The organism is Shewanella oncorhynchi, from assembly GCF_030848765.1.
GTDB lineage: Bacteria > Pseudomonadota > Gammaproteobacteria > Enterobacterales > Shewanellaceae > Shewanella > Shewanella oncorhynchi.
Window position 1 is genome coordinate 1,434,268 of the sequence record NZ_CP132914.1, and the last position, 12,935, is coordinate 1,447,202.

At 44.2% G+C, this 12,935-nt stretch carries 10 protein-coding genes and 1 riboswitch; of the genes, 4 read left to right on the forward strand and 6 right to left on the reverse strand.

Going from position 1 to position 12,935, the window contains the following annotated elements; translation table 11 throughout:
- Window positions 1-26 precede the first annotated feature (26 nt).
- The 3 genes from RA178_RS06465 to RA178_RS06475 form a co-directional block, all read right to left on the reverse strand.
- On the reverse strand, window positions 27-779 hold the full coding sequence (locus RA178_RS06465) for a substrate-binding periplasmic protein (protein ID WP_113939376.1): 753 nt from the start codon (window positions 777-779) through the stop codon (window positions 27-29).
- A gap of 145 nt (window positions 780-924) precedes the next feature.
- Window positions 925-1,560 carry a DUF2913 family protein gene (locus tag RA178_RS06470; protein WP_263148865.1) on the reverse strand — a complete coding sequence of 212 codons (636 nt, stop codon included), beginning with the start codon at window positions 1,558-1,560 and terminating at the stop codon, window positions 925-927.
- 99 nt (window positions 1,561-1,659) lie between these two features.
- Complete coding sequence (locus tag RA178_RS06475; protein WP_306684976.1) at window positions 1,660-2,313, reverse strand: peroxiredoxin-like family protein; 654 nt, start codon at window positions 2,311-2,313, stop codon at window positions 1,660-1,662.
- Window positions 2,314-2,620: 307 nt separating this feature from the next.
- Here RA178_RS06475 and RA178_RS06480 point away from each other — a divergent pair, with 307 nt between their 5' ends.
- Together RA178_RS06480 and RA178_RS06485 are read left to right on the forward strand one after the other, a co-directional pair.
- Window positions 2,621-2,959: an ankyrin repeat domain-containing protein gene (locus RA178_RS06480; protein WP_263178129.1), complete on the forward strand. Its 339-nt coding sequence runs from the start codon at window positions 2,621-2,623 to the stop codon at window positions 2,957-2,959.
- Window positions 2,960-2,998: 39 nt separating this feature from the next.
- Entirely contained in the window at window positions 2,999-3,889 is an 891-nt protein-coding gene (locus RA178_RS06485) for a hypothetical protein (RefSeq protein WP_306684977.1), read from the forward strand.
- A gap of 117 nt (window positions 3,890-4,006) precedes the next feature.
- Here RA178_RS06485 and RA178_RS06490 read toward each other — a convergent pair whose 3' ends face one another.
- The gene (locus RA178_RS06490; protein ID WP_028761337.1) at window positions 4,007-5,308 is read right to left on the reverse strand and encodes a DEAD/DEAH box helicase; all 1,302 of its coding nucleotides are present in this window, start codon (window positions 5,306-5,308) and stop codon (window positions 4,007-4,009) included.
- 361 nt (window positions 5,309-5,669) lie between these two features.
- Window positions 5,670-7,238, reverse strand: coding sequence for a methyl-accepting chemotaxis protein (locus RA178_RS06495; protein ID WP_306684978.1), 1,569 nt, complete (start codon window positions 7,236-7,238; stop codon window positions 5,670-5,672).
- Window positions 7,239-7,769: 531 nt separating this feature from the next.
- Here RA178_RS06495 and RA178_RS06500 point away from each other — a divergent pair.
- Window positions 7,770-9,035 (forward strand): HD-GYP domain-containing protein, encoded by a 1,266-nt coding sequence (locus tag RA178_RS06500; protein ID WP_306684979.1) that lies wholly within the window; start codon window positions 7,770-7,772, stop codon window positions 9,033-9,035.
- 173 nt (window positions 9,036-9,208) lie between these two features.
- On the opposite strand, the gene RA178_RS06505 is transcribed toward RA178_RS06500, so the two are convergent.
- A complete protein-coding gene (locus tag RA178_RS06505; protein ID WP_306684980.1) occupies window positions 9,209-10,996 on the reverse strand; it encodes an aminopeptidase P family protein in 1,788 nt (595 codons plus the stop codon).
- Window positions 10,997-11,700: 704 nt separating this feature from the next.
- Between RA178_RS06505 and RA178_RS06510 the strand changes: the two genes are divergently transcribed.
- Window positions 11,701-12,486, forward strand: a complete 786-nt coding sequence (locus RA178_RS06510) for an ROK family protein (RefSeq protein WP_028761333.1) — start codon at window positions 11,701-11,703, stop codon at window positions 12,484-12,486.
- A gap of 350 nt (window positions 12,487-12,836) precedes the next feature.
- Window positions 12,837-12,925, forward strand: a riboswitch (cyclic di-GMP riboswitch).
- Window positions 12,926-12,935: the final 10 nt, after the last annotated feature.

Below are 12,935 nucleotides of genomic sequence, written 5' to 3' on the forward strand. Positions count from 1 at the left end.
AAATATCTCATATAGCTAGCGTGAAATTAGCTTGCCAGCGTTTGAGTGTACTTTTTGATGATTTCGTCAATTTTACCATTGGCCTTCAGTGTCGCTATGGCTTGATTGATGGCAGGAAGCAAATCGGCATGTTCTTTTCGCAACCTAAACACTAAGTCACCATCAGAATGCACTGCCGCCAGTGCGACAGGGATCCGCAACTGAGTCGACCAATACAAGGCTGGGTAATTACCAGCAATAACAGCATTGACTCTGTGTTTATCTAAGGCTTTGATCAGCTCCTGCTCTGAGGTAAAGTCTGCACGGATAAAATCTTTATCGTCGTGATATAAATAACCGCGCACTGTACCTATTTCTTGCCCTTTTATCTGGCTGATATCTTTATATTTACTGACATTCTCTGGCAATGTGACCACATATTCAGTGATTTGCATTATGGGGGCCGATTTGACAAACAGCGGCCCTAAATCCTGCTTTTCAAACCAACTGGGGCTGACGATATCAAAGTCGAGTTGACCAGTTTCTAGCGCATTATTGGTGCGCTTTGGCGGCAGGGCGAGGATTTCACCTTTGATTTCAGCCATAGATAAAATCATCGGAATAAGCTCAGTGATCATCCCCGGCGCCTCGGCTTGATCACCGATAAAATACGGATACCAAGAATAGGAGCCAGTGATATTGTATTTGAGCTGTTCCGCAAAGGCGTGCTGTTGAGTCAAGCAAAGGGTGAACAAGGCAAATCGAACTAAGTGTTTATACTGCAAACATCGCTTAACCATATTGCTTTTATCCTTGTTATCTCTGCTTTAGCCAAGACCTATCCGATGGTCATTCTATCTAAACTGTGTGAATGAATTGTTTATAGGATCACAATCAGTCACATCCGCCATATTTAAGCTATTTTCAACTTTTCGCTATTACACCTTAAGCCAATAGCTGACACAAAGCTGGTTGCTGATTATTAGGGAAAATTTGATAGGTTTTATGGTGCTTAATCAAACTGGTTTTCTTGTTGCCTTGGCTGAGCAATAACCCATGGGACAGGGCGATACGCGTTAGTGTCTGTTCATCGGCGCGGACATATAAGTTGATTGGCTTGATCAGCTGATTGTCTTTAATATGTTGATTAAATTCTTTGGCATCAATCACTAAGCTAGATTGACCATCACCATCGAGTTTCAGCTTGGCACTGATTTCAGTGTCAGTAAAGACTAACCAATCGGCTTGTTTTAAGGTTTCTATCATGGCATTTAATGCCGTGCCTAAAGCGGGCTCAGATGTCTCAATTGATTGATATTGATACACTATCCTTTCTAGTAAACGCTTGAGTTCGGCGCCCGCACCTTGGCTGCGAGCCAAACGTATCCAAGCCGTGAGATCGTCGGCTACCAGTTTAGAAAAGCGTTTTTCCTTTAAGGACTCGACCATCCAATTACACAAAAAATGACTTTCCTGCGCAGAGGTGCGCTGGGCTTTCTTGGTCTGTGCTGAAGCGGTTAAATCGGCAAGACCCGCAAGGGCGAGTTCGAGCACAGCTTGGTTATAGGTTTGAGAATTCATTATGACTCCGCCGCGGGCTGAAGTGATGTTATCTATTTGAACTTGGACGATATTGATTGCGGCGGAGCTAGTTTAGCAAAGCGGTCGTTAAACCGATATTTATTCTTGCGATCCCACCAAACTCGCGGCGGTTAAAATCAGCTTTGGCGCGGGCCTCACTTTGTAGTTAGGGTTGATATATTGAAAATGAATTAATCCCTTGTCGTCGCTGATATAAATGGCGGGTACAGGTAAGACTAAACGTTTGGCACCTTCTGGGGTGATCCATAAAGGATTCTCGAGATTAAGGCGTGCGGTATAGGTTTCAGTCACCTTTTCGCTAGTGTAAAAAGCTAAACCAAAGGCTTGGGATGCCAGCATTTTTTCATCGGAAAGCAGCAGATATTTAAGTTCATTTTTTGCCGCCGAAGCCTTAAGTTGAGCTGGCGTATCGGGTGAAATTCCCACTAACTGAAAGCCCATTTTTAATAACTCAGGCTCAATCGCTTTTAGTTGCCCCATTTGATTGTTACAAAATGGGCACCAGCCACCACGGTAAAAGAAGAAAATGGTTGGTTTTTTCTGGGTTAATTCTGCTAAATCGACCGTTTTGTCATTGATATCTTGCAAGTTTACCTTAGGGATTTGCTGACCATTAAGTAGCGGACTGATGGAAAATTCATCCTTAGCAATGGGTTGCGCAATAGCCGTTAGACTTGTTAGTAGTAAGATGGTTGTGCAGTAAAACCTGTGTAACATCGAAGCGGTTTGCATATAAAGTCCTTAATTTGGTTTTGTTTTCTTCGTTTTTTAAGTCGTTGTTGTTAATATTTCCCTCGTTTTAGAAAAAGAGATATTGCGTAAATCTGTATTTGTTATGTCTAACTTGCTTAAGAGTGGTTCGAGTTAGCACTAAACGGGTATGAGCATTAAAAGAGCGGCAATTGCCGAACATTCTTACAAGCCAATGCAGATGATTGCACCAATGTGATACTGATGGGGTTGGTTGGTGAGGTATTTATAACGGTAACCATTTGGATTTTATCGCGATTACAGCGTAGTGTTGGAGTGGTTAAAACGAGTGAACGACAAGCTGATGGGGCAAGCCTTAATTGATGCAGTGGTAAAACACGATATCATTACCGTAAAACAGTTGATCAAACAGGGTGTTGATGTCGAATATATCGACTCACAAAATATGACGGCTTTATTGCATTGCTGCCAACTGCAATTACTCGATATTCTCATGTTACTGGTTGAAGCTGGGGCCGATGTCCATCATGCCAATAACTTAGGTCACCTTCCTGTTGAGCTGGCCCATTGGCATGGCGAGTTTCATATGGGTAGTTATACCGCCACGAGTCAAAAAATGGTGAAGTATTTGGAGCGCTATGGTGGCGTTCAACGTGGTCATCGATAAATTGTATTGCACTTCAATATTCAATCACGGGAGCTGTAAATGGATAAGGGATTATTTAAAATATTAAAGAAAATCTATTTTAAAAAGTCTTATATCAAAGACGAAAATGGATATATGCAAAGAATAGATAATGGAGACCAGTTTGATTGCGAGTCTGGGACTACACACTATTCTAATGACTGTTTATCTAATGCAGAAATACTAACAATTGAACAGAGTGGTTATCCTGTTAATCAGATAATCAAATATAGTCATGATGAATGTATTAACGCTTATAAAACGTTGCTTGAGCATCCTCACTTATCGATTGAGAATTTGATTTCGGCATATATATGTGGCTTTTCAAGTTTTCCAAGAGGAAGACAACCCATATTAAGTTATTTGTTCGCTCAAGCGGTTCCCGAACATAAAATAGTCAGCGAAGGGGATGTTTGTCCCGTTTGCTCAATAAGAAGAAATGTTTGGATAGAAAAAGGACATAAAATATTCAGTTGCTATGCCGGGAGTGTATGGAATGAAAGGTGGTGTGGTAATCTCGTTGAATTAGAGGAGTTTACTGCCATTCCCCCTTGTGCTCCTACACCAGAGGATATCAGTATATTGACATCGTTAATCGATATGATCCGTCAAGCTCCTCAAGATGAAACACCCGGAAAATTAGAACAGCGCATCAAGAAAACTAAAATTATTCCTAACTATGAGAAATATAGTTTTCGCGGACAATTAATGGTATTGGCTGAATTGGGAATTATGCCAAATCCGTATGTAAAACCTTTATATGATGGATTCACCCATTTTACCGATATCTGTAGTGTGAAATACCCTGGAAGTACTCGATCGGATATTATGCTTCCTCTCGCAGGGTGGCGAGGCGAAAATAGTATAAATGAAACAAGGCTTCAAGCGTTATTGGGTAACATAATACGGTGAGATAAAGGTTACCAAGGTTATTATTGAGTAAGTATAAAAAAGCGTCCGGTTATGGACGCTTTAAAATCGCTGTTTTATCAATATTGGCAAACACTGATAATATCAATTAACGGATAATTACTTAAGTTTTTTTGCCTTGCTCGGTGCTTGACCAACTTTCATTTTTACGCGGCGGCCCTGCATGTTTTTCTCAGCAGCAACTTGAGCGCCGACGTTGTCGGTTCTTTGTTGCTTCTTGGCAAAGCTACGGCGGGTTTGCAATTGCTTTAATAGCAATTCGCGGCTGCCAACTTCATAACCTGGCACAGTGACGCGGCGAATCTGTTGGCCAATCAATTTTTCGATATCGGCTAAGGTGCGCTCTTCTTCGCGGCTCACAAATGAAATGGCTACGCCTGTTTTACCCGCACGGCCTGTACGACCGATACGGTGTACATAGTCTTCTGCGAGGAAAGGTAAGTCATAGTTGACTACGTATTCAAGGCTTGGGATGTCTAGACCACGGGCGGCAACTTCGGTGGCAACCAGTACGCGCACATCACCCGCCACAAACTCACGCAGGGCGCGGCGACGACTGCCTTGGCCTTTTTCACCGTGGACCACTTCAGATGGGATACCATCTAAGTTTAATTCTTTGACTAGCGTATCGGCGGCTTCACGGGTCGCAGTAAATACCAATACCTGTTGCCAGTTTTTCTTGCCGATAAGCTCAGAAAGCAGTTCGCGTTTACGGCGTTGTTCAACCGGATAAACTACTTGGCTGACGGTGTCGGCTGTAGTGTTTTGTTTATCAACGCTGATCACTTGCGGTTTAACCATCATGTCGTTGGCGAGTTTTTTCACCGCACTTGAGAAAGTGGCCGAGAACAACAGGTTTTGACGCTTCTTATTTACCGCTTGAAGGATTTTTTGGATATCGGCGCTAAAGCCCATGTCGAGCATTCGATCAGCTTCGTCTAGCACTAAAAAGTCGACGTTCGACAGGCTTAAGTTACAGGCGGTAAGGTGTTCAAGTAAGCGACCAGGGGTGGCAACAATCACATCGGCGCCGCGTTTCAGCTTTTGCGCTTGAGTCTCAATCTTTACGCCGCCGTAAATGGTTAAGACACTGAAGTTTAAGTATTTGCAGTAAGCCGTAACGTTGTCAGCCACTTGAGCTGCAAGCTCACGGGTCGGCGTAAGGATCAATACGCGGGCATTCGACTTTAGCGTTTCGCTTGGCTTTTCAACCATCTTTTGCAGGATCGGCAGCGCGAAAGCGGCGGTTTTACCCGTACCGGTTTGGGCACTGGCTAAGACATCTTGGCCGCGGCGGATAGCAGGTATCGCTTGCTGCTGAATAGGCGTCATTTGTTGATAACCGCAATCTGAGATAGCGCGCAAAATCTCGGGGGAAAAACTAAAAGATTCAAATCTCATTTTGGATTCCTATCGTTCACTTATTCAAACATTCAAGCGCCACTAGCCTCTTTATCACTCGTCTAAAGGAGAGAGGTGTACCGGCTGGCTCATTCTTCCACACAGATTTTATAAGAAAAATGGCGGGCGCGGAGTATAGCAAAAATTTCGGTTAAAACCTGTACTTTTTAGTGTTTTGGCATTTTATCTGCATCATTTCATCAGGAGGGGATAAAAGGCTTGGTACTGGTTCAGGTGGGCTAGGTCTTATTGATCTATACAAGGGTTGAGTAAAATATGGACTCAACAATACGGATTAAAGCTCGCTATATTAGAAAATACCGCAACCTAGGCTGCGGTATTTTGGATCTTGTATTTATGTTTAACCGAAGGTGCGCCTCAGACCGAGGGCTTTTTCGGCATTGTGTTTAAGAAGATGGGCTGCATCACCAATCAGATGGGTTGCGGCTAAGTTCTCGGCGCTGGCATGGGTGATGGAGTGAATATTACTGGCGATCTCATTGACCACTTGACGCTGTTGATCGGCTGCCACTGCATTTTGTTGGGCAAAGGTGTGGATGTCACTCACTTCTTGGTAAATGGTGTTTACATTGTCGGCGGACAGCTGAATATCGCTGGCACAACGCTCCGCATGTTGACGGCTTTGTTCCATTTCTTTGGCCCATGCGTTGAGCATAGTGAACATCTTATCGACACTCTTAGAAATACTGTTGGTCGATAGCTGGGTTCTGCTCGATAGGGCGCGTACTTCATCGGCGACCACGGCAAACCCACGGCCTTGTTCACCCGCACGGGCAGCTTCAATCGCGGCATTGAGGGCGAGGAGATTAGTTTGCTCGGCAATAGAGTCAATTTCGCCCATCGCATTAGCGACTTGCTCGGCTTCTTTATTTAATTGATGGGCATTGTTGGTGGCATCGGCAACAGACTTTGCCAGTTGCTCCATTTTTTGAGTGTTGGCCTTCATGTTGGCACTGCTTTTAAGGCAGAGATCATAGGCGGTATTGATGCTGGTAGAGGTGAGATGGGTATTCTGCGCCACTTCTGTGATGGTTGAACTCATTTCTTCCATCGCGCCAGAGAGCTGTTCTAGCTGACTTTTCTCCTGATCTAGGCTGACATAGGTTTGCTCGGTCGCGACCACTAATTGATCGGCAATTGCATGTAATTGATTGGCTTGATCTTGGGTGCGCCCAAGTACGCCATTCATTTTGGCCTGTAGCATGATGAGCTGGAAATCGAGGATAGAAGAGGTATCTGCACCCGAGTAAATGTAACGACTGATAGAGTCATATTTGGTTTGCATTTCAATCAGTTTAGCGGGGATACGAAAAGCCTCATCGTAGAAAATGGCGAGGTTTAAACTCATCAGAATCGCCCCTGCGATAATTACGCCCCAGCCCCAAAAGTAGCCAGCGATCAGTAAACCTGTGGAGGCTACAACCGCAGATACGATACGTTTTTGCATTAAACTTAAGGGTTTAGGAATGGATTTGTCTAATTTGAGTCTTTGGTAAATCTCATTAGCTTTCGTGACGTAGGCGGCTTGAGGCTGAATGCGCACCGATTGGTAACCGATAATAGTGCCGTTTTCAAACAAGGGCGAAACAAAGGCATCGACCCAATAGAAGCCACCATTTTTACAGCGGTTCTTGACTATGCCGCGCCAAGATTGGCCTGACTTAAGTTTTCCCCACATTTCTTTAAAGGCGACACTCGGCATATCCGGATGGCGCACCATATTGTGGGCACTGCCAATTAATTCTTGATCGCTATAGCCTGAGACTTCGGCAAAACGGGCATTAACGTAAGTGATGATACCGCGAGTATCAGTGGTGGAAATGAGTTCATCCTGTGGTGTTAAGCGGATTTCTTGATCTGATCTCTGTGTATTAACTATTTTATTCGCTGAGGCGTTACTCTGGCTCATTTAGTGTGTCCATTCAGGGCCGATGTGGTTCATTAGGGTTCAGGGCGCGGTATTAGGCGCGAATTTTATTGTGCTGACTCTCATTGGAGTAAGCTTGTTATGTGATAAGAGTATCATTTTTGTGTGGGTATAGGAGAGCGGTTTCTCATGGCTGACAGGTGAAAATCAATCGTTCGTCGTATTTATAAGCTATTGCAATATATAAAGTTTTTAAGTAGTGAGAATATGGTGTTAAACGAGCGTTTATCCTGTTAAATCGTTAATTCTAGTATTTTGTATAGGGTTATTCTTTTATGTCTTGAGTGGGTATTTGTCTTTCATCTTAAATATAAATTATGTTCGATGATATTGGGCTAATGTCCTTGATTCGGCTTGATATCGCAGTATCCATGGAGCGCTTTATTGGCCTTAGTCTATTCTTTAATGGGCAACAAAAGATGGCTTATTTTTCCTTGCTTCAGTGGTGTATCTTGATTTTGCTCTTCTAGTTTATTAGCTCACAGCGGGAATGCTACATAAGAGGAACTTCCCATGGCGATATCACTTAGGCGTGGTGTAACTAAATTAGCCACAGCGTCCTTGGGAACAGCGGCGGCACTGCCACATTGGCGACGTTTGATCTTTGAACGTTTATTTGGCTTTCTAGCGATTCTCTGCGTGCCTGTATACATCACTAGTGTGTATTTATGCGTCATCGCCGATCTCTGGTTTATGGTGGTATTTGATACGCTGGCTTATCTGTTTTTACTGCTTTTACTGTATTTTCCTAAGCTTGCTGATAGTACGCGTTTTGGCTGTGGCTGCTTGCTGGGTTTTGCAATTGGCATCGGTTTTTTAATTGCGATTGGCCCTTCGGGAGCTGGTTTTTTCTGGTTATTTATTTTCCCGCCGTTAGTCGGTATTTTTTTAGGCAATCGAGCCAGCTTATATGCCCAGTGTTTGAATGGGCTAAGTTTGGTATTGATTGGTTTTGCCTATCATTTTAATTGGCTCAATTGGCCTGAAACCCAAGGTTATAGTGTCGGTATTTGGGCCGTTGTCGTGGTCAATTTTATCGTGACCAATGCCATGTTGACGTTAACTATCACTTATTTATTAGGTAAGTTGGCTGACGCACTCGATTCAACCTTAGCATCACGCCAAGCTACCGTATTAGGCTTAGCTAAACTCGCCGAATACAGAGATAACGAAACGGGCGCGCATTTGCTACGTATGCGGCAGTATTCGAAAATGCTCGCGTCGCAGCGACTACTGGCCGCCAATCCTCCTGCAGAATTGAACGAAGATTATATTCAAGACATTAGTTTGTCGGCCATTTTGCACGATATAGGTAAAGTCGGTATTGCCGATGCGATTTTGCTTAAACCGGGTAAATTAACGCCGCAGGAGTTTGAGCAAATTAAAGCTCATCCTGTGATCGGGGGACAAGTGCTACGCAGTTTGTTGGAATATGCGCCCCAATGTACTTTTATTCAGATGGGCCGCGATATTGCCTCGGGTCACCATGAAAAGTGGGATGGTAGTGGTTATCCCCTTGGTTTGAAAGGTGAAGATATTCCGCTTTCGGCGAGGATAGTGGCCCTAGTTGATGTTTATGACGCGCTGACTTCTCCCCGATGTTATAAGCGGCCCTTTAGCCACCAAGAGGCTATCGACTTAATTATTGAAGGCAAAGGTCAGCATTTCGACCCTGAATTAGTCGATTGTTTTATTGAAATTCATCAAGAGTTTGAAGTGCTATCTAAGGCATCGCTGGATGATGCTTATCAGCCGATGGCACAACCTACTATGGTTTAGCGACTCATGTTTTTAAGTCGTGTTTTGAAATCATGGTTTTGAAATAAGACGTGGGTTTTAAAACACACTGATAGCGCTAAAAAAAAGCCCAATGCTAATTGCCTTGGGCGTTCTATTTTATAGCGCGTAAGTGACTAAAATAACGACTTAAATTGCTACTTATCAGCGGAGTGCTAAATTGCTTTAGTCACTTGAGTTAACCAAGCCAATTCATCCCCTGACATCAACGGAGAAAGTGTATTGAATACTTGCTGATGATAGGCATTAAACCAGTCTATTTCCCCTTGCGTTAACAGGCTCTTATCAATAAGGCGCGCATCCATAGGGATCATAGTCAACGCATCGAATTCATACATTTCACGCTCAGCCCCTTTAAGTGCTTCACAGTGTTGCACTACGACGAGGTTTTCTAGGCGAATACCGAAGTCGTCGGCGCGGTAGTAACCCGGCTCGTTGGAAAGCACCATGCCGGGCATCAATGCGATACCGTTGACATTTTTACCTATGCGCTGCGGACCTTCGTGCACACTTAAAAAATGACCCACACCATGGCCTGTACCGTGATCGTAATCAAAACCATGTTGCCATAAATATTGGCGGGCGAATGCATCGAGCTGCTGGCCTGAGGTGCCTTTCGGGAAGCGAGCTTGGTCGAGGGCAATATGACCTTTTAGCACCAGCGTAACCATTTTTTTATGCTCATCGGTCACTTCACCTATCGCAATGGTACGGGTCACATCTGTCGTGCCATCAATATACTGAGCGCCAGAATCCACTAAGTAGATGCTGTCCATTGTCATCATGGCTGGTGTGCCATTGTTGTGATTGTAATGGCACATAGCGGCATTAGGACCGGCAGCTGAAATCGTGTCGAAACTTGGCTCGCGGTAACGCTCATCATCTAGGCGAAAGCTTTCCAATTTATCCGCAAGGGTGCCTTCATCGTGCATACGATTGGCTGCCACTTCGGCATCGAGCCATGCAAGGAATCGACTCACTGCGACGCCATCGCGGATATGACAGGCACGCATGCCGGCCAGTTCTGAGGCGTTTTTCTGCGCTTTAGGTAAAGCGACAGGATCGATTCCAGCAATTAATTTTGCTCCTGCCTCACGGGCAATGTTTTGTGCCCAAGCGTTTGCAGAATTCGGATCGGCAAGTAGTTTTACATCCTGCATGCTGGCGAGTGTATCGGCAAGAGATGCCTCGTCCTTAAAGCTTACGCCAGCACCAACATGCTCCTCAATGCCCTCTGGGAGTTTGCTTAAATCGGTGAAAAGCTGCATATCACCATTGGCGTGGAGCAGGGCACAGCCGAGTACAACGGGCAGGCGCGGTACATCATTGCCGCGAATGTTGAGTAGCCAGCAGAAAGAATCTAAGGCGGCGATTAAGGCAACATCACCACCGGCTTTTTTTACTAATGCACCAATTTCAATGCGTTTTTGCAGGCTGGTTTTACCAGCACTCTCGTTGCTAAACAAAGTGATAGGCGCGTTCGACTGTGCTGGGCGATTCTGCCAATGCAAATCGATGGGGTTTTGTTCAACTGCAACTAATTCGATTTGGGATTTATTTAAGGTTACTTTGGCATTTTCATACCAAGCTAAGGTGTGTAAGCGCGCATCGAAGCCAACGCGAGATCCTGCTGGTAGCGTGTCACATAACCACTCAATTTGTGGTGTATCGGTTAGGCTTTCATAACTGAAAAGTGTGGCATCGACTTGCAAACGAACTTGAACCGTATAGCGGCCATCGGTAAATATTGCGGCTTTATCTTTCAATACGATAGCCATACCCGCCGAACCGGTAAAGTTGGTTGCCCAGTACAAACGTTCGTTATGTGCTGGCACATATTCGCCCAGATATTCGTCGGCACGGGGAATAATAAAAGCATCGAGATTAGCAGATGTTAATTCGTTACGAATAGCACCGAGACGGTTAGCGATTGATTGTGACATAAGGGCTCCAATTAAGACTGGCATGCTATGCGAGTCGGTAGGCGAAGATCGCCTAAGGATGAATGGTTTATACCCAAACAACCTGAAGATGCAGGATTCAGCGGTAATTTAACGCACTTTAGGCAAGGCCATTAATTGCTCCTGCATTAATGGCATTCACGCCATCCATGGCGATTGCGGTTATTTGCAGACCTAGTGGGCTAAGTTAAAAATAACCAACGCAGTATAAAGTGCGTTAAAAACCGCCGGGACGGAGCGTCTAGGGCACTTCACTTCCGTGTTGCATCAATTCAAAAGGTAGCCGACATTCTGTCATTGATACGCCTTGAATTGAAGCACCCTAGGCGCTCTGAAACTCGTATCTTCAGGTAGCTTGGGTATATGTTGATTTGAGTTTTAACCGGCTCGGATTATCGCAAGTCTAGCGCGCTAGATGCAAGGGTAGCGAATAAAGGATTTTGTATACAATCGTGAATTTGTGCAGGTAAGACGCTTGAGGTTATGGGGTTTGTTGTTAATTTATTTATGTGATTTTGAGCATGAAAAGTGAATTAAATAAAAGGTTGGTCATGTTTTAATTAGGACTTGTTCCTTAAAAATTAGCAACTTAAGTTTTATTCAATCGCTAACATTTGGACCCTATGCTAACATTTGCCATCTCTACTCGGGGTCAGAGTGGGGCACATGTATCAGTGGAGTAAGCGATGCAAATACTAACAATAGATGTGGGCGGTACCAAAGCCCTGTTCGAACTTCAGCTCGCGGGACATACAGAACAATATAAAATCCCCACAGGTGAAGGTTTTAAAATTGAAGAGTTAAATAATCAAATTGCGGCGTTTGAACGTGATTATGATTTACAGCATTACCAACTAGCGATTGCCGTACCTGGACTGGTACAAAATAATCGTTTGGTTTCTTGTAAATCTTTACCTGGACTCAATGGATTGAGCTTCGATACAGTCAAAACCCAGGGTGAGCTTAAGTTTATCTGCAACGATATCGATGCGGGTATGCAAGCGACTTGTGATGCCAAATATGCCTGTGAGTTATTGGTCATGTGCGGCACTGGGATCGGTATGTCTATTGCCTTTAATGGACAAGTCTTTACGGGAGCGACGGGCGTGGCGGGGGAGTTGGGGCCTTGTCGCGTGATGACAGAATCTGGTGAGTTTAGTTTAGAGCAACTGGCCAGTGGCGATTCAGTGCGCAGCCGCAAAATCTCCACTCAGGATGATTTATATCGCGCGGGCAGTTATCTTGGCATGGGATTAGCATGGGCGGTTAATTTGTTTAATCCCAATCGAATTTGGCTTGCTGGCGGTATGATGAATAGCGCTCCTTACTACAAAGGCTGTCTCGAAAGCTTAAAGCAAATGGCATTGAGCGCGCCCTTAGCTGAGATGAAAATCAATCGTGTCGATGATATGGAAACCTTGGTTTGCCGCGGTTTATCTGTGATGCTCGCAAGGGACTACCCCCGCGCATAAGAATAATAAATGCCCCGCGCATAAGGATCATAATGTTGCTCGACAATGGTTTGCGCCATGAATGTTTAGTGATTGAGTTTTAGCTGCATAAGCGACATAAATTGTGAAATATAAAGCAGGACTTATGATGCCTTTGGCATATCGAGTCCTGTTTTTTTTATTCTTAAAGTATTCAGATAATCCTCATTACCCAAAGTAAATATTAGCGATAGTTTAATTTGCATAATTCCTTTCTTATCAGATGACTAGTTCTATTTACGATTTTAGCCAATAACGCAGTTGATAATATTTTGTTGCAATTTTATTGCGCTTACGCTTATGCTGATATTTGCAATGACAACGTTGTCATTGTGTGTAAAAGGCAAACCAGTTGAAAAACTGGGACGCAAAGCCTCCGGTCTAAGGGTTCGTCTGTACCTATGATAGCGGGGATACCACAGGTTTTTCTT

Bases quoted from the DNA above. Each gene is read 5' to 3' on its own strand.
- RA178_RS06465 (WP_113939376.1), bottom strand. From the start codon at position 779: ATGGTTAAGCGATGTTTGCAGTATAAACACTTAGTTCGATTTGCCTTG.
- RA178_RS06470 (WP_263148865.1), bottom strand. From the start codon at position 1,560: ATGAATTCTCAAACCTATAACCAAGCTGTGCTCGAACTCGCCCTTGCG.
- RA178_RS06475 (WP_306684976.1), bottom strand. From the start codon at position 2,313: ATGCAAACCGCTTCGATGTTACACAGGTTTTACTGCACAACCATCTTA.
- RA178_RS06485 (WP_306684977.1), top strand. From the start codon at position 2,999: ATGGATAAGGGATTATTTAAAATATTAAAGAAAATCTATTTTAAAAAG.
- RA178_RS06490 (WP_028761337.1), bottom strand. From the start codon at position 5,308: ATGAGATTTGAATCTTTTAGTTTTTCCCCCGAGATTTTGCGCGCTATC.
- RA178_RS06495 (WP_306684978.1), bottom strand. From the start codon at position 7,238: ATGAGCCAGAGTAACGCCTCAGCGAATAAAATAGTTAATACACAGAGA.
- RA178_RS06500 (WP_306684979.1), top strand. From the start codon at position 7,770: ATGGCGATATCACTTAGGCGTGGTGTAACTAAATTAGCCACAGCGTCC.
- RA178_RS06505 (WP_306684980.1), bottom strand. From the start codon at position 10,996: ATGTCACAATCAATCGCTAACCGTCTCGGTGCTATTCGTAACGAATTA.
- RA178_RS06510 (WP_028761333.1), top strand. From the start codon at position 11,701: ATGCAAATACTAACAATAGATGTGGGCGGTACCAAAGCCCTGTTCGAA.